Genomic DNA, 16,803 nt, shown 5'->3' on the forward strand with positions numbered 1-16,803 from the left:
GAAAAAAGTTCTCACCTACCATTATACAAATAATTTTATATAATAACGGATGCATATTAAATCAATTTTTTGACAAAAAAATGCTCCTTACAATATGTAAGAAGCATGAAAGAGGCAAACGAATATGTAAGTCGCGACCCTACCTTATATGAGTATGCTTTTCTATGTCACGTTATGCTCATCTAATATACCGTATTTCTTTTTAAATCTTGTAAGAATCGTAATCCATGAAGTACTAAATAGTAATAAGAAAATAACATTCGAAATCGCATGGCTCAAATCAAAGTAAAAACTTGCGATATAATACGAAATGACAGTTTCCCACGTTGCTTCTCGTATAAAACCGAGAAGGCCCCAGAAATTCATAATCCAGCCAAATAAAAAGCCAACAATTACTCCGTAAAGAAGTCTTCCCCATAGCTTTTTCATAAAAAATGTATTACGAAGTAGACCTGCTATAAAACCAATCATGCCCCATGAAAACATTTGCCACGGTGTCCATGGACCTTGTCCTAAAAAAATATTGGATATGATTGCTGCTGTAGCACCAATCATAAAACCAGTTTCACTTCCAAATACAATTGCAGAAACGATAATGACAAAAGAAGTTGGTTGTACACTTGGTAAAATAGAAAATGGCACCCGGCTTACTGCTGCAATTGCCGCTAATACAGCAACGAGAACAATTTCACGTGAAACAAACGCCTTCCTTTCAAAACGGATATAGAAAGGTAACATAATAACAACTAATAAAAACAAACTACTTAACATGTAATAACCGTCCATAATAAGTGTAGTAAAGAGTAATGTGCCTATTATTACTGCAAAAATACATATTATGAATGCAACATATCGTTTGGACACGCTTCGTACACATCCTCCCACGTTAATGCATATGGTAATTCTTTTCGAATGAATCGATTAATAGATGTTGTATAAAAGAAGTTACCACTAAAAAATTCTTTCGGTGCATCATTCATAATGACTGTCCCATCAAATAACATCATACATTGATCCACGTATTTCGCTGCAAACTCAATATCATGCGTTGCCATTACAATTGTTGTACCTTCTTTTTGTAGCTTCCTAAATAGCTCTCCTACTCTTTCTTTCTTCCACGGATCTAGCCCCTTTGTCGGTTCATCCAGTAATAATAAAGTTGGCTTTGATAATAATGTCGTACATAACGCAAGTAATTGTTGCTCTCCTCCGCTACAATCGTGCGGATGGCGTTCTTTAAGCGAGTACAACCAAAACTGTTTTAGCGTATCTTCTGCTATTTCTTTTCCTTGTTCTCCGTATAATTCACGTGCACGTTCATACACCTCATCCCACACTGTATCAAATGTAAAATGATAATATGGATGCTGCGATACATACCCAATACTTTTAAATCGTTCTTTCGAATCAATTTTATGTATCACTTTCCCATTCCACTTTACTTTCCCTCTTCTCACTTTTTGCAAACCAGCTAAAAGCGTTAACAGTGTAGACTTCCCTGTCCCATTCTTTCCAACGAGCGCTACCCATTTTCCTTTTTCAATCGAAACTGATAAATCACGTAAAATAAGCGGACTATTTTTTTCGTACTGGAACGAAATATGCTCTGCGCTTAAAATTACCTCTTGCTTTTCACTTTGTGCTATTAGCTCATTTACATATGATATCGCTGAAAAATTATTCATTTTCATTTGCGCCTCTCGCACCGTAAACGGAATATCTCTCACATTCCACTCTAAAAATAGCCTTGGAATTTGCGGAATAAATGGACGGAATGTTTCTACTCCCCACATATTCGTAATAACAGTTTTAGGACTACCATCATACATAATACAGCCATTATCCATACAAACAACGCGTGTTGCAAGCGGGATAACTTCATCTAAACGATGTTCACTTAAAATAATCGTAATTCCAAGTTCTTCATTAATCCGTTTTAATAATCCTAAAAACTCTTTTGCAGCAATTGGATCTAACTGCGCTGTCGGTTCATCTAATAATAGCAATTTCGGCTGCATAACTAATACCGCAGCTAAATTGACAAGCTGCTTCTGCCCACCAGATAACGTATGAACAGATTGATGCAATAAATCTTGAAATCCTAAAAAGCTAATAAGCTCTGCTATTCTTTTTTGAATAATATGTGATGGTAATCCGATATTTTCTAAAGAAAATGCTAATTCTTGAATCACTGTATCCATAACAATCTGGTTTTCTGGGTTTTGAAATACCATCCCAATTTCTTGGGCAGATAACAAATCAGCTACTTCCTCTATTAAAACACCCTCATAAAATATCTCTCCAGAACGCGTACCAATTGGAAGTAACTCCTTTTTAAAATGTTTTAATAACGTCGTCTTCCCAGATCCCGATTCTCCAGCAAGTGCAATAAACTCACCTTTTTGAACAGAAAGAGAAATATGCTGTAACGCTTTTTCATTTTCATCAGCATATACAAATGATAAATTGTTTATTTCTGCATGCGCCACCATAACCATTCCCTTCCTTCCATTATAATTGGTAAACTAATAAACATCGTAAATACGATAAACATCATCCCATCGTATTGCTGAAATAAAATAGATTCGACTTTCGGATAAATGATTAACTTTCCTCCGCCATACGTACTACATATGATAGCAATTATAAATAGAATACTTAAATAACTGAGCGTATACCAATCTCGTTTTTCCATTCTATAGCGAATATATGTCGTTCGTTCCGTTACACCAAATCCACGAGCTTGCATAGAATCTGCCGTTTGCAGTGCATCTTCCAATGAACAAATTAATAATACTTGCAGCAATTGCATACCATTTTTGACGCGTTCAATTATCGAACCTGAATCTACCTGCACACCTTTCGTCTTTTGAATGAGTGTGATTTTCTTTAATCGCCTTATAAACAAAGGAACAAATCTCACTGTAATCATCGTTAACAATGCAACTTTCGGTGAAATTCTTGAAAACAAATATAAAAATTTATGACTGGAAATAATATCATTGTATGACGCAAACGTAAACATAACTGCAACTAGTAATAACCCCATTACTATTCCAAACATAATCGCCTCAAGCTTAATACGGCTATCACCTAACCAAAATAATGTCGTTCGGCCTCTATGCGTTAATAACGAATTAAATAAAATGACCATAAAAAAGAAAATAATTGTGCTTGGTAACATCTTTCTTATCTTTTCGCTATTCCCTTGCATCACATTTAAAATAACAATTAATAGTATTGCTCCAATTAAAAAAAGAGGATGAAGACACATCATACATAGTATCATCACCCCGATATAATAGAAAAAATTCACAAAAGGATGTAAAGAAGAAAAACTTATTTTCATAGCCCTTTACCGAATGCCTTTCTTATTGTAATACGTATACCCACTCAATTGTATCTCCTGGTTTTACCGTAGCTACACCAGCACTATGGTTTGGAAAAGCACCGTTCACACGATATTTCCATCCACTAGTATCCGCAATATCTTTTTCATATAAATCATTAATACCTTTTACATAAATACTATCTCTAGATCCGCTTGCATCAACATCTAATCCTGTACGTTGCAATACTTTATACACTGTATCGCCTTCTTGTACATCCATCTTTTTCGCACCCATTATATATCCGTTATTTCCTTTTACCGAGATTGTTACTTGTTTTGCTTTAGGTACTGGTGGTACTGGTGGTGGTACTGGTGGTGGCACTGGGTTTGGTGGTGGTACCGGTGTTGGTGGAGCTGGTACACTATTATTCTCTTCTGACTTTTTCTTTTGCTCCTGCTTCGGTGTTTCTTTCGGCTGATTCACAACCTTTGCTTCTTCTTTTACTTCTGGTGCTTTCGGTTGTTGTTTCTCTTCTTGTGCTTGTTGCTGCTCTGGTTGCTTATTTACAGCCGGCTGTTCTTTCGGTTGTTCCTGTTGTTTCTCTTCTTTCTTTACCTCTGGTTGTGCCTGCGGCTTTTCCTCTTTCGGCTTCTCTTCTACTTTTTGTTCTTGTTTCTCTTTCTGCTCTTCTTGCTGCTTTTGCTCTGATTCAGCTTGCTTTTCTTCTGTTTTTTCTTCCGGCTTCGCTTCATCTTTTTGTTCTTCTTGTTTCGCTACCTCTTCTTGCTTCGGTTCTACCTTCTTCTCAGGCTTTACAGCTGCCTCTTCACATCCGGCAAGTAGCCCGAGCGAAAGCAGTAAAGAAATGAACCATTTCACCTTACTCATCCTATCTCTCACCTTTCATACGAAAATTAGGAGCAAATAATTGCTCCTAATTTTTTGTTAAGCTGCTTTACGTCTCCATAATACATATGCAGAAGCAATACATAATACACCCATACCTACTTCTGTTGCTGCACTATGAGAAGATGCTCCTGTTTTTGGTAGACTGTTACCGTTTCCGATTTTTTTATTCTTAACCGGTTCGTTATCTACAACTACTTTTAGATTTTCATCTTTTGTTTCTTGTTGTACTTGGTCTTGTTCTTTCGGTTCTTCAGTAACTTCTTTTTCTACTACATTATTTTCTAGTTCAACGACCTTTTCTGGCTCTTCAATCGGTTTTGGCTTAATTACATCACCAACGTCTACATTAGACCAATCATAAATAGATTTTCCCATTTCCTTAAATTGAAGTAATGCCAAAAGAGCCTGTTCTGTAGCCATTCCGTTACCATTTTGATCACTTGGTAACCATTTAAATTCACCATTTGAAAGTTGATATGATAATAGGTTTTGTATTGCCTTATGAAGACGGTTTTGATCTACATCTTTAACAAGCGATAATCCAATAATTGCTTGCGCAGTACTATTTGAATTTTCTTGTCCATCAGCTGAAAAACCACCATTTTGCAGCTGTTCGTTATATAAATAAGCAACAGCTTTTTGTATAGCTGGTTTCACATCTGATCGCTCTTGATAAGGAGCTAATGCTGATAAAACCATACCTGTTACATCAACGCTACTAGCACTATCTTTACTACCTGAACTATTATAAGTCCATCCACCGTCTGTATGCTGATTATTTAACAGTGCTTCCACTAGAGCAACTCTGTTCCATTTTGATTCAACTGGAATCTCATACTTCTTCGTATCAAATGCAAGTAAAGCAAATGCATAACCTGTAACAGAATTCACTTTATCTGACTCATACAATTTTTGAACTAAATTATGTCCACCTACATTTTTAGGGTCTGCATTCATTGCATTCATCATAATAATTGTTCTAGCTAAATCTGTCGCTGAAAAACGGTTAATACGCTTTTCTACTTTTTCAGTTACTGACTTAACATAATTTAATTTTGCCTCAATTGGCACATTCTTTCCAGAACGAGAAAGCGCTACAGCTACCCAGTCACTTTCAATTCCATCTTGTAACATCTTATCTGATGTTTTAGAAATGGCTTCGTTTAATTGTGCACTTGGATCTTGAATGTTCTCTTGCTGTGGTTGTTCTGTTTTTTTCCCATCTGGCGTTTTACCGTCTTGATCACCTTGGTTTTTCTCATCTGGCGTTTTACCGTCTTGGTCACCTTGGTTTTTTCCATCTGGTTTTTCACCGTCTTGGTCACCTTGATTTTTCCCATCTGGCGTTTTACCGTCTTGGTCGCCTTGGTTTTTCCCATCTGGCGTTTTATCATCTTGACCTTCTGATTTTGGTTCTTCTGTTTTGCCACCGTTAGGTTCTTCTGTTTTACAAGTCCCGAACTTATCTAACGTTTCTTTCAATGTTTCCTGGCTCATATTGCTCCAGTCTGAAACAAAACGGAATACAACAACATCACCAGACTCTAATTTATAACTATCTGCCCCAACTTGTGCAGATGTATCATTTACATCGTATGTCCAACCACTTGTAGCCCCGGCCATTAAGCCATCGATGCCTTTTACATATGTTCCAAACGACATCGTTTCAGATTCTACCTTGTCCCCCATGACCTTTTGCAGCAAACTTAAAGCTGTTTCCCCATCTTTAATTTGCTCTTCTTTCGGACATAACATAATGCCTTTTTGTGATTCCCCAATAATTGCAAGTTTTGCTGTATTTTCTTCAGCAAACGTAATATGTACTGTATTCGCAAAAGAAACAAATACAAGTGTCACTGCCATTAACGACGTAAGCAGCCACTTTTTCAACATTGCCATCCCAAAATTTCCTCCCTTACTACCATTTACACAAAAAAAGGCCCTTCAAGGGCGTGCGATTGACACTCTCTTTTTGTAAGTGTCGAACAAAAATGTACAACACCTCCTACCCGCATTATTCGCGGCTATATTTGTATAGGAAAAATAATTTTGTTTATGAACGTATCATTGTGATAACATTCACTTTTCTTGGCACAACTTACTTCCATTTAAGTTATCGTAAAACGATAAACCTATACATTCTGTAAACTTTAAATTTCTGTATTATTTTACTATTGACAAAGAATTTTGTCCATGCTTTATCGGATTTATTTTCTAAGAATAATAACTTATTAACTCTTAACTATGTAAACTCTTTTCACTAATAATGACGCCATCTTCATCCGCATAAACATATTCATTTGGATTCCAATCCACTTTTCCAAAGTGCAATGAAATATTTCGTTCTCCTTTTCCTTCTTTCACACTTCTATTTGGCATCGTTCCTAACGCTAAAATACCAATATTAATATTCTTTAGTTCGCTAGAATCACGAACATACCCATTCACAATAATTCCTGCTAACTTTCTTTCTTCCGCAATAGCTGCCAAATTATCACCGAGTAACGCACAATTAGTAGACGCTCCGCCATCAACAACTAATACTGTTCCTTCTGGTAATGTTTGCAATCCTTCCTGCACTAGTACATTATCATCTTTCACTTTTACAGTTGCAATTTTCCCGTGGAATTGTTCTTTCTTCCCAAAAGATCGAAAAGACTGACGACATATTTGTAATTCCTTTTCAAATTCATCACATAGATCCGTAGTTTTCCACATCTTATTCCCTCTTTTCCTTTTTCTTTCTACATAACATATTCTTGGCTTATTTTCGTTTCCCTGTCTAACATTGCAATAATTTGTATGTACGGGAAAGGATACAAAAACTATTGCCTTAAGAAGCCACCTTTATTATAATCTATTTCACAGATTAAATTCAGAATATTAAAAATTAACCAAGTGAAGAAGGAGGGATTTTATGCAAATACAAACTGAGGCAAAAAAACAACCTAGTAAACAAAAGTTTAAAATGCCTGATGCTTACGTACTACTATTTTTTATTGCCTTACTTTGCGCCATTGCTACGTATTTCGTTCCTGCTGGAGAATTTAAAAGGGTTACAAACGGGACCGTTACAACAACAATACCAGGTAGCTACCATTCTGTTCCGCAATCACCCGTAGGATTTGTTTCTTTTTTTACCGCTATTGAAAAAGGAATGACACTTGCTGCTCCTATTATCTTTCTAATTTTATTTACAGGTGGAGCCATTGCAATTCTTGAAAAAACAGGTGCCCTTGACGGTTTAATCTATCATGTTATTAACAAATTTCGTAATCAGCAATTACTTTTCATTTGTATCGTTGCTGCACTTTTTTCTATTCTTGGAACGACTGGCATTATCGTTAATTCAGTTATCGGTTTTATCCCCATCGGCATCATCGTTGCACGCACATTGAAATGGGACGCTATCGTCGGTGTAGCAATTATTTATTTAGGTACTTATGCTGGCTTTAATGCTACTATTTTATCTCCCTCACCTTTAGGCATTTCACAAAAGATTGCAGAACTTCCGATGTTTTCCGGAATTGGTTTACGCACCGCAATCTATATATCTTTTTTACTTGCCACTATCCTTTATATAAATTGGTATGTAAAGCGCTTGAAAAAATCGAATAAAGGAAGCATTCTTGGCGATAACTGGTTTCCAAGTAACGCTCTTTCAAGCGAAAAAGAAACAGAGAAAAAAGAAGTTCCTTGGACTATACGTCATAAATTAATTTTACTCGTTTCAGCTTTATCATTAATTGCATTTTTAATAGGCGCTTTTCGTCTACATTGGACGGACGCAGAAATGACCGCTACTTTTATTTTCATAGCAATTACAGCCGGAATAATAGGTGGCATGAAAGCAAACGATATCGCTTCTACTTTTCTAGCGGGCTGCCAAAATCTCATATATGGTGCTTTAATCGTTGGAATGGCTCGTTGTATTTCAGTCATTTTAGAACAAGGAAAATTGCTTGATACAATTGTTAACCAACTCGCACAAGCTCTCGAAGGACAAAGCCCTGTATTTGGTGTTATCGGTATGTACGTAAGTAGTGCCGCATTACATTTCCTTATTTCATCCGGGACAGGAGAATCGGTTATTTTTATTCCGATATTAGCTCCATTAGCTGATTTCATGCACATTACACGCCAAGTTACAGTACAGGCTGTTATGCTTGGAGAAGGTGTAGTCAACTGCTTAAATCCAACTTCCGGTGTTTTAATGGGCGTTCTCGCAGCAAGCGGCATTTCTTACGGCAAATGGATTCGATTCATGGCTCCACTTGCATTCATTTGGTTTATCATTGGACTTGTTTTTCTTATTATTGGGGTGAATATTGAGTGGGGACCGTACTAAAATACCCATATATACTTAACTTGATAAAATATCTATCCTATTCTCCTCTTCAATCCTATAAAAATCATTTATTCTAGTAAACATATAAGAAGGGATTGATCATAATGATTAATCCCTTTTATCAAAATATAATACCTTTAAAAATCTTAGTTCCAAATTTTATTTACCCATTCAGGATGATCAATAAAAGGATTGCGGTTATGTTGATATTTTGTAAAAATCACTTCATTACGCTTTCGCTCTAAATCATCGACCGGGTCTTGTTCATTCCATTTTAATAAAACAGATAGTTTCCCCATGTATGCATCTTTATTGTTATTCACTTTTTCATTTAGTTCTAAATCTATTTCGCCGTTGTCCCCCTCGTAACGAACAGCCATATAAAACAGCATTCTAGCAATATCTCCTTTTACACTATCACGAGGTTCCCAAGAATCACTATCATATTTACATTCTGTCGCTTCAGAATGATTTACACCACCGTTATCAAAATCCAGATTTCCACGTGAACTATTTACAGATACATCCGTCGCTCTTAAATGATGTAGATCTGTTCCAGGTCCTGCAGTCGTTCCAAAGTCACCGTGAGATTTTGCCCAAACATGCTCTCGGTTCCAGTTATTTACTCCTGATCCATTCGTAAGCTTCCCTTGCGAACGACCAGTATATAAGAGTAACACATTATTTTTATTATTTGGATCTTCATCAGTATCTCTTAGTGCTTCCCAAACCGCACTGTATGATAACTTTGTATGATTATCAATAATATTATGCAGTTCCTTCTTTAATTCTAACCCCGTTTTTCCTATTGCGTTATTATAATATGTATCGTCATAACTTTTTACAATAATCTCTTGTGCTGATGCAGGAGCTACTTCACCGTGTATAGTATCTGTGAATGATAGCGATGCAGAACCTAAAATAAAAAATGAAGATAGTGTAATCATAGCAATCTTTGTATTTCGAAACTTCATATACCCATTCCCCTTTAAAATATAATTTGAAGCTATTCACTAAAAAGTGCTTTCTAACCCCCGAAACCTTTTAGAAATCCATACCCCTTTTCTGTTTATTTAATACACGACTCTATCCAGTCTGTATCACTTCTAAACTTTTTGTTTATTCACATTCCAAACAATTTCACTTTTTACATGGAATATCCTTCTCTTATAAAGATTATTAAAATATTCTTTACAATTAAAAAGTAGTTTAATATTAACTTATAAATTTAAATTTATTTATGCAATAATGCATATTTGATAAATACTTTAAAAAACAGTTTGAATAAAAAGCATTCAAAGAAAACCATGCCACAAAACAGATACAATCTAAGACAGAAATAATAAAAATCAAGATGATAGCTCGACTTTTCCCTTTTCTATAACTGTCTTTATTTTTGTGTAAAACCTTTCTTTCTCTGAATAATACGTACAAAAATAGATTGGATACCATGTAGGCACCAATCTATTTTAATTAAAGAAACTGTGTCAATTCTGAGTTCACAACACGTTGTGCAGTAATGATAACACTGTCAGCTGTTAGTCCATAAACACTATATAGTCCACCAGGTTGATTAGGAACAATTTGAACTTCATATTCAAATGCTTGTCCAAAAGCAGGATGAACTAAACTTAGAGTTGCAAAAGTAGAAGCATTAGAATTCACATTGAAGTTTACCTGTTCAATTAATACTAATGAACCGTCAAGTCTAAAAACTCTAGCTACTCCAGTAAGTGGGCCCGCAGTACGGTTAAGGATCTTTACCCTAACTCTATTTGCATTAGCAGGTTGATTTCCTACGTTTTCAATTGGTCCTGTAGTAAGTGCCATATAACATCACCCCCATTATATTATTATGATATTCAACGGTATATATTGACGTTATAGTTTAATTACCCAATTTATTTTAAATAAAAAAGCTTGTTTCTTATATTTTCTATAAGAAACAAGCTTTTTTTTTCAACTACCATTCCTAAGACAAGTTTATCCGTCTCGAAAACATTTACAGTTACTTGACGTTTATGCTGGAGCAGAACTACTACTATTTACTTTGCATTGAATCTATATATTTTTTAACTACTTCATATACATATTCTTGATTTGCGGCTGCTGTATTTGGGTTATATTTCCCGCCGTTTGTTTTATTATTAGATAATACTCGAATCCCTAAAAATGGGACATCATAAGCTTTCGCGATTTGAGCTGCAGCAGCTCCTTCCATTTCTTCTACAGATGTACCGTATTTTGTATGGAACCACTTAATTCTATCTACTTCATTATTCCAAAGGTCTGCTGAGCCTATAGTACCTTCAACCACTTTACCTTTTGTATATTTATCTTTTACCGCATTAGCTGCTGCAAGTAAATCCTTATCTCCTTCGTAGTATCGGATTTTCTCAGCATTTGGATCTTCTCCTGCACTTCCTTCAGAAGCCATTAAGTCCATAGATATCCATTTTGTCGGCTCAATTCCTTGATTCTCATCCATATTTGTTGTTTTTAATGAACCTATATTTGCAACTTGTTTTCCTAATACAATATCAAATACATTTAAATTTGGATCATGTCCACCTGATGTTCCTTGGTTAATAATTGCTGTAGGTTTATATTTTTCAATAGCCACCGCTGTAGCAGCTGCTGTATTCTCCATTCCTTTACCTGTTTTCGCAACGATTACAGGATAATTGTCGACAGTTCCTTTATAAAATACAAAAGTTCCAGACTTTTCTTCTTTCACATTTTTTAGCCTTTTCGCAAACTTTTCTGCTTCTATCGGCATTGGCCCTTGAATTAAGATAGGTTTTTGATTGCTTTTTTCCTCAACTTGTTTCGGACTCGCATTACATCCCGCAAGTATCGAGAATGACAATGCAACAGTAGTTACTAGGGCAGCACATTTTTTCAACGTATTCTTCTTCATAAATAATCTCTCCTCTTTCTCTTGTTGTGTTTTCTATACTCGATGCTTTTGGTCCAAACAAAAAAGTTCTAGAAATTGTAGAAGAATCTCTACTTTCTAGAACTACGGTAGTCAAAGTTAATTGAGCAAAAGATAAAACAAATGCCAAATTATAGATCGGTAGCGCTCATTAGCATAGAACGGCCGAATACTTTAACCCGTAGTCCAGTTCTTTCATTGGGAACTAGGTAGAAACGCTCGGACCATATTACCGAGTATATACGAGTGATGTTATTCAAAATTATTATATGGATAATATAACAAACTATTAGTGTGCGCGCAATTAAAACATGAACATTTTTCGTTAAGTTTTTAAAAATGTTCGTTTTTAAAGATAAATCCGATGAAAAAATAACCTTCCCAAATAACTTACATCGTAAAAAAATTATATACTAAACTAGTTTATCCTACAGCAATCGTTAATGAAAATCTTCCTAAAATAAAAAGAAGTCCTATAAAACTAGAACTTCTTTTTATATGTATATTTACTTCGTTACCTCTCCAAACTGCGCTCTCGTCACTTTCGCCAAGTCATCCACTTTCAGCTCAATTTGTATACCAATCTTCCCGCCACTTACGATCATCGTTTCAAGTGATTGGGCGCTTTCATCGATACATGTAGAAAATAACTTCTTCATTCCGACTGGTGAACAACCACCGCGAATGTATCCTGACACTTTCGTAATATCTTTTACAGGAATCATTTCAATCTTCTTTTCACTTACTGCTTTTGCGGCAGCTTTTAAATTTAATTCCTCATCTACTGGGATGATAAACACATGATAATTTTTACTATTTCCTTGAGCGATTAACGTTTTATATACTTCTCTCACTTCTCGTCCAATTTTCTCGGCTACTGATACGCCATCAATTTTCCCATCGTCTGGATCATATGACATCATCGAATATTCGATCTTTTCTTTATCTAATATTCGCATCGCATTTGTTTTATCTTTTTTCATAACGTTCTCCTTAAAAGGTTATTTCATATTATTAAGTTTTATTATACACCCTTTTCCATTTCTCCTACATAACTTCACGTATATTTCAAAACTAAAAATATTGATAATTCAAAAATCATCTGATATAATTTGGAAAAACTTACGTTAAGGAGAGATTTGCAATGCGAAATTTTAATACTTCTTTCCAACTTCATCATCATACGTAACGCCGTGTATCCGAAGAAAAATTTTTCTTCGTGGGTACAGGGCTTTTCCTGTTGACCCACGAAGCGTTCATAAAGCTATGTGGGTATTTTTATACCTGCATAGCTTTTTTTAATTAAAAAAAGGAGTGATTACAATGGAAATGAAAAATGTAAAAGGAACGAAAGACTATTTACCAGAGGAGCAAGTGCTGCGAAATAAAATTAAAAGAACTTGCGAAGATACATTTGAACGATACGGATGCAAACCGTTAGAGACACCAATGTTAAATATGTATGAGCTTATGTCTTACAAGTACGGTGGTGGCGATGAAATATTAAAAGAAATATATACACTTCAGGATCAAGGAAAACGTGACCTTGCCTTACGATACGATTTAACTATTCCATTCGCAAAAGTCGTGGCAATGAATCCGAACATCCGCCTTCCGTTTAAACGTTATGAAATTGGGAAAGTATTTCGAGATGGGCCAATTAAACAAGGAAGATTTCGTGAATTTATACAATGCGACGTTGATATAGTCGGTGTAGAATCAGTCATGGCTGAAGCGGAACTCATGAGCATGGCGTTTGAGCTGTTCCGAACATTAAACTTAGAGATAACGATCCAATATAATAACCGAAAACTGTTAAATGGTATTCTTCAGGCCATTAACATCCCTACTGAATTAACAAGTGACGTCATTTTATCATTAGACAAAATCGAAAAGATTGGGATTGATGGTGTACGAAAAGATGTATTAGAGCGCGGAATTTCTGAAGAAATGGCTGATACAATATGTAATACTGTATTATCTTGTCTAAAGCTTTCAATTGATGACTTTAAAGACGCTTTCAATACTCCAATCGTTGCCGATGGAGTAAACGAATTGCAACAATTACAGCAATATTTAATCGCTCTTGGAATAAATGAAAATGCTATATTCAATCCGTTTTTAGCGCGAGGACTTACAATGTACACAGGCACCGTATATGAAATCTTTTTAAAAGATGGATCGATTACATCTAGCATCGGTAGCGGCGGTCGATACGATAATATTATTGGGGCATTCCGTGGCGATAATATTAGCTATCCAACAGTCGGTATTTCATTCGGTTTAGACGTTATTTATACAGCACTCTCACAGAAAGAAACGATATCATCTACAGCGGATGTATTTATCATCTCACTCGGGACAGAATTACAATGCTTACAAATTGCCCAGCAATTACGTTCTACCACTTCCTTAAAAGTCGAACTCGAACTAGCAGGACGCAAATTAAAACGTGCTCTTAATTATGCCAATAAAGAGAATATCCCTTACGTGCTTATTATTGGTGAAGAAGAACTTAGTACAGAAACCGTTATGCTGCGGAATATGAAGGAAGGTAGTGAGGTGAAGGTTCCCCTTTCTTCTTTAAGTAGTTATTTATAATACGAACCACCCTCGTTTGGGTGGTTTTTCTATTTTATAGATAAGGAAACAATTAGTTAACATAAAATAATTATATTATACTAAAAACCACAAGTGTTTAATATCCAATCACCTAACTTTTTTGGTAATATATAGATATTGATTATTTTAGGAGGATTTACTTTGAAAACTTACATATAAGCACTAAAGTGGCCTACAGGGATCTATCATCTTTTATTACTTCCTTGCTATTATATATTTCCAAGTCTTGTTAACCTAGATGGGATACCTTTACTACTATTGATTGCTTTACATATCACTACTATTTTATTAGCTAAAAAAGCAGGCATGAATACGTACGCTCATTATATAGGTATTATCGTTACTCTAGTTGCCTTCTTTCCTTATATAGAAATCCTTCTACATATGATAGCAGCCATCTTCCTTTTATTAGATGCTGCTTCTACGAATGCAAAAGAAGTTTATGATTCATAGATGGATAAAATGAAATTTTAATCCATTGAGTTTTGAAATAGGTCAGCAAAAAAGATTTACTTTTTAAGTAAACCTTTTTTCATTTTTAATTACTTTCCTTACTCCAGACTAATAAAAGAATATTCTGTTTAATTTTTATAAATTTCTAAATATTTATAATACATTCAAATTAACATACATTTTAGTTATGTAAAAAATCTAAGTTTTAAGGAGATGAATCCATGCTGAAAAAGTTGGTAGCAGGTGCATTATTAACTGTTTCGTCGTTAACTGGAGGACTGGGGTCAGTATCAGCTAGTACCGAAAAGGATTATTCGATTAGCTCTTTTGAATATGTAACTGTAGATGAAAAGACTGTAGATTCGTTTAACAAATTGGGTGCTCCATCTAAGGAAGACGTAAAAATAACTGTAGTTCTACCGAAACAAAATCAAAATGGAGACTGGTTATCTTATGGATTTTCGAACAAAGAAAGTTTAGATTCTTTTATTGAAAAAGACAAACAAAGGTTGAATAATACAATCAATCCCCTTGGTGTTGGAGGGAGCGGACCTAATAGTACAGATTTCTATGAACATGCAAATAAAGGTGGCGAGTATTTTTCTCTTAGTAGCGGTTTTAAAAATTTGCCTCCTAATTGGCAAAATAGAATTTCTTCTGTAAGTACAGCATCCCCTACTGCTAGCTATTCGACAACACTATGGGATCGTACTTCAACTGAAGGATATGGTAAAGGTATCGTCTTCAAACACTCTGATTGGTATGGTAAAACTGTAAACTTGAATGACTTTGCAATTTCAGCAGTTGAAGTTAAAAAGTAAAAACATAGAAATAAAGTGAAACTTTAATCAGTGGGGGTTTTGTTCATCCCCCACCTAACTTCTTTGCTTCCACTGAATTTTGAGGTGGGGATCTTACTGCCCGTTAATGCGGGATAAAAGGTGTCTTTACGTATGGAAAACACCTTTTATTTCTACAACTCTTAACTATTATTTTTCGTATTCCTACTTTCCAAAACTTTCTCCATATTATGAGTCGCCCATTCCATCATTAATAGAATCATTGGACGTAGTGATTCACCAAGCTCAGTTAACGAATATTCTACTTTAGGTGGAACTTCACGGTATACTTCACGATGGATGATGCCGTCTGCTTCAAGTTCTCTCAGCTGCAGTGTTAACATTCTTTGTGTGATATTAGGTTTTAATCTTTTTAATTCATTAAACCGCTTTGTACCATCTAATAAATGATACAAAATAACCCCTTTCCATTTTCCACCAATAACCTCAACCATAGCTTCAACTGGACAAGAATATTTATTTAGAAATGGGTAATTTATATTATTTTCATTCGAACAATCCATCATAACTCCTTTCCCTTACCAATAGTATCTTTTTTGATACTATAACACAAAAATGTGCGTACTTGTGTCTATGTTACTTTAAAAATATAATTTACTTACAAAATAAATTAACGAAAAGAGGAACTTTTATGACAAATACAAAAGAAATTACAAAAGAGAAAATTATGGAGGCTTTTCATTTCAGACATGCATGTAAAGAGTTCGATCCTATACACAAAATTTCAGAAGAGGATTTTAAATTCATTTTAGAAACAGGCAGATTATCTCCTTCTTCTTTTGGATATGAGCCTTGGAAATTTATTGTCGTACAAAATAAAGAATTAAGAGAAAAACTACAACCGTATTCATGGGGCGCTGGTGGGCAACTTGCAACAGCAAGCCACTTCGTCATTGTTCTTTCAAGAAACATTAAAGATATGCACTATGATGCAGAGTATATTAAATATATGATGAACGATATTATTGGATTGCCTGAAGACACTCAAAAAATTAGATATGAATTCTTCAAAAAGTTCCAGGAAACAGATTTTAACTTATTACAATCCGATCGTGCTGTATTTGATTGGGCATCTAAACAAACTTATATTGCTTTAGGTAATATGATGACGAGCGCAGCTCAAATCGGTATTGATTCTTGTCCAATAGAAGGATTTGATAAAGAGGAAGTAGATTCTTTACTTCGTCAAGAAGGCATTATACAAGGCGATAACTTTGAAGCATCAGTTATGGTTGCCTTTGGTTACCGTAAAGAAGAGCCAAAGCGTGATAAAACAAGACAGACTATGGATACAATTGTTGAATGGATTAAGTAATATAGCACACACAAATAATGCTCCTA

General features: G+C 35.0%; 16 protein-coding genes and 1 riboswitch. Of the genes, 5 read left to right on the forward strand and 11 right to left on the reverse strand.

The annotated features are described in order from the left end of the window. Window positions 1–162 precede the first annotated feature (162 nt). The 6 genes from DOS87_RS18750 to rraA all read right to left on the reverse strand — a co-directional run bounded on the left by DOS87_RS18750 (window position 163) and on the right by rraA (window position 6,959). Complete coding sequence (locus DOS87_RS18750; RefSeq protein ID WP_000044893.1) at window positions 163–864, reverse strand: ECF transporter S component; 702 nt, start codon at window positions 862–864, stop codon at window positions 163–165. Further along, window positions 837–2,498 (reverse strand): ABC transporter ATP-binding protein, encoded by a 1,662-nt coding sequence (locus tag DOS87_RS18755; RefSeq protein WP_142326435.1) that lies wholly within the window; start codon window positions 2,496–2,498, stop codon window positions 837–839. The genes DOS87_RS18750 and DOS87_RS18755 overlap by 28 nt, the downstream gene beginning before the upstream one ends. Beyond that, on the reverse strand, window positions 2,471–3,349 hold the full coding sequence (locus tag DOS87_RS18760) for an energy-coupling factor transporter transmembrane component T (RefSeq protein ID WP_098578126.1): 879 nt from the start codon (window positions 3,347–3,349) through the stop codon (window positions 2,471–2,473). The genes DOS87_RS18755 and DOS87_RS18760 overlap by 28 nt, the downstream gene beginning before the upstream one ends. 22 nt (window positions 3,350–3,371) lie before the next feature. Continuing rightward, window positions 3,372–4,220, reverse strand: coding sequence for a DUF4430 domain-containing protein (locus DOS87_RS18765; RefSeq protein WP_000048890.1), 849 nt, complete (start codon window positions 4,218–4,220; stop codon window positions 3,372–3,374). Window positions 4,221–4,277: 57 nt separating this feature from the next. Then, window positions 4,278–6,140, reverse strand: coding sequence for a DUF4430 domain-containing protein (locus DOS87_RS18770; RefSeq protein WP_001241067.1), 1,863 nt, complete (start codon window positions 6,138–6,140; stop codon window positions 4,278–4,280). 339 nt (window positions 6,141–6,479) lie between these two features. After that, window positions 6,480–6,959: a ribonuclease E activity regulator RraA gene (gene rraA, locus DOS87_RS18775; protein WP_000266045.1), complete on the reverse strand. Its 480-nt coding sequence runs from the start codon at window positions 6,957–6,959 to the stop codon at window positions 6,480–6,482. A gap of 199 nt (window positions 6,960–7,158) precedes the next feature. Between rraA and DOS87_RS18780 the strand changes: the two genes are divergently transcribed. After that, complete coding sequence (locus DOS87_RS18780; RefSeq protein ID WP_001166977.1) at window positions 7,159–8,589, forward strand: YfcC family protein; 1,431 nt, start codon at window positions 7,159–7,161, stop codon at window positions 8,587–8,589. Window positions 8,590–8,735: 146 nt separating this feature from the next. Here DOS87_RS18780 and DOS87_RS18785 read toward each other — a convergent pair whose 3' ends face one another. From DOS87_RS18785 to ybaK, 4 genes are all read right to left on the reverse strand, one after another. Continuing rightward, window positions 8,736–9,563 carry an endonuclease I family protein gene (locus tag DOS87_RS18785; protein WP_000672181.1) on the reverse strand — a complete coding sequence of 276 codons (828 nt, stop codon included), beginning with the start codon at window positions 9,561–9,563 and terminating at the stop codon, window positions 8,736–8,738. A 499-nt stretch (window positions 9,564–10,062) separates the two neighbouring features. Then, window positions 10,063–10,419, reverse strand: a complete 357-nt coding sequence (locus DOS87_RS18790) for a hypothetical protein (RefSeq protein ID WP_001229421.1) — start codon at window positions 10,417–10,419, stop codon at window positions 10,063–10,065. Window positions 10,420–10,630: 211 nt separating this feature from the next. Next, window positions 10,631–11,509: a 5'-methylthioadenosine/S-adenosylhomocysteine nucleosidase gene (locus DOS87_RS18795; RefSeq protein ID WP_000742457.1), complete on the reverse strand. Its 879-nt coding sequence runs from the start codon at window positions 11,507–11,509 to the stop codon at window positions 10,631–10,633. Window positions 11,510–11,689: 180 nt separating this feature from the next. Continuing rightward, window positions 11,690–11,793: riboswitch (purine riboswitch) on the reverse strand. Between the two features lie 240 nt (window positions 11,794–12,033). Next, entirely contained in the window at window positions 12,034–12,510 is a 477-nt protein-coding gene (gene ybaK / locus DOS87_RS18800; protein WP_000710860.1) for a Cys-tRNA(Pro) deacylase, read from the reverse strand. A 340-nt stretch (window positions 12,511–12,850) separates the two neighbouring features. Here ybaK and DOS87_RS18805 point away from each other — a divergent pair, with 340 nt between their 5' ends. The 3 genes from DOS87_RS18805 to DOS87_RS18815 all read left to right on the forward strand — a co-directional run bounded on the left by DOS87_RS18805 (window position 12,851) and on the right by DOS87_RS18815 (window position 15,423). Beyond that, window positions 12,851–14,128, forward strand: coding sequence for a histidine--tRNA ligase (locus tag DOS87_RS18805; protein ID WP_000425331.1), 1,278 nt, complete (start codon window positions 12,851–12,853; stop codon window positions 14,126–14,128). A 201-nt stretch (window positions 14,129–14,329) separates the two neighbouring features. After that, window positions 14,330–14,602: a hypothetical protein gene (locus tag DOS87_RS18810; protein ID WP_080598387.1), complete on the forward strand. Its 273-nt coding sequence runs from the start codon at window positions 14,330–14,332 to the stop codon at window positions 14,600–14,602. Between the two features lie 221 nt (window positions 14,603–14,823). Next, window positions 14,824–15,423, forward strand: a complete 600-nt coding sequence (locus tag DOS87_RS18815; RefSeq protein ID WP_000914419.1) for a hypothetical protein — start codon at window positions 14,824–14,826, stop codon at window positions 15,421–15,423. 161 nt (window positions 15,424–15,584) lie between these two features. Here DOS87_RS18815 and DOS87_RS18820 read toward each other — a convergent pair whose 3' ends face one another. Further along, on the reverse strand, window positions 15,585–15,965 hold the full coding sequence (locus DOS87_RS18820; protein WP_000340656.1) for a winged helix-turn-helix transcriptional regulator: 381 nt from the start codon (window positions 15,963–15,965) through the stop codon (window positions 15,585–15,587). 128 nt (window positions 15,966–16,093) lie between these two features. On the opposite strand from DOS87_RS18820, the gene DOS87_RS18825 reads away from it, so the two are divergent. After that, on the forward strand, window positions 16,094–16,777 hold the full coding sequence (locus tag DOS87_RS18825) for an NAD(P)H-dependent oxidoreductase (protein ID WP_000185604.1): 684 nt from the start codon (window positions 16,094–16,096) through the stop codon (window positions 16,775–16,777). Window positions 16,778–16,803: the final 26 nt, after the last annotated feature.

Origin of the sequence: Bacillus sp. CR71, from assembly GCF_003429245.1 — a bacterium.
In the GTDB taxonomy this organism is placed as follows: Bacteria; Bacillota; Bacilli; order Bacillales; family Bacillaceae_G; genus Bacillus_A; species Bacillus_A thuringiensis_S.

Excerpts from the sequence above, each read along its gene's own strand:
- DOS87_RS18755 (WP_142326435.1), bottom strand. The coding sequence starts at position 2,498 with ATGGTTATGGTGGCGCATGCAGAAATAAACAATTTATCATTTGTATAT.
- DOS87_RS18760 (WP_098578126.1), bottom strand. The coding sequence starts at position 3,349 with ATGAAAATAAGTTTTTCTTCTTTACATCCTTTTGTGAATTTTTTCTAT.
- DOS87_RS18765 (WP_000048890.1), bottom strand. The coding sequence starts at position 4,220 with ATGAGTAAGGTGAAATGGTTCATTTCTTTACTGCTTTCGCTCGGGCTA.
- DOS87_RS18770 (WP_001241067.1), bottom strand. The coding sequence starts at position 6,140 with ATGGCAATGTTGAAAAAGTGGCTGCTTACGTCGTTAATGGCAGTGACA.
- rraA (WP_000266045.1), bottom strand. The coding sequence starts at position 6,959 with ATGTGGAAAACTACGGATCTATGTGATGAATTTGAAAAGGAATTACAA.
- DOS87_RS18780 (WP_001166977.1), top strand. The coding sequence starts at position 7,159 with ATGCAAATACAAACTGAGGCAAAAAAACAACCTAGTAAACAAAAGTTT.
- DOS87_RS18785 (WP_000672181.1), bottom strand. The coding sequence starts at position 9,563 with ATGAAGTTTCGAAATACAAAGATTGCTATGATTACACTATCTTCATTT.
- DOS87_RS18790 (WP_001229421.1), bottom strand. The coding sequence starts at position 10,419 with ATGGCACTTACTACAGGACCAATTGAAAACGTAGGAAATCAACCTGCT.
- DOS87_RS18795 (WP_000742457.1), bottom strand. The coding sequence starts at position 11,509 with ATGAAGAAGAATACGTTGAAAAAATGTGCTGCCCTAGTAACTACTGTT.
- ybaK (WP_000710860.1), bottom strand. The coding sequence starts at position 12,510 with ATGAAAAAAGATAAAACAAATGCGATGCGAATATTAGATAAAGAAAAG.
- DOS87_RS18805 (WP_000425331.1), top strand. The coding sequence starts at position 12,851 with ATGGAAATGAAAAATGTAAAAGGAACGAAAGACTATTTACCAGAGGAG.
- DOS87_RS18815 (WP_000914419.1), top strand. The coding sequence starts at position 14,824 with ATGCTGAAAAAGTTGGTAGCAGGTGCATTATTAACTGTTTCGTCGTTA.
- DOS87_RS18820 (WP_000340656.1), bottom strand. The coding sequence starts at position 15,965 with ATGGATTGTTCGAATGAAAATAATATAAATTACCCATTTCTAAATAAA.
- DOS87_RS18825 (WP_000185604.1), top strand. The coding sequence starts at position 16,094 with ATGACAAATACAAAAGAAATTACAAAAGAGAAAATTATGGAGGCTTTT.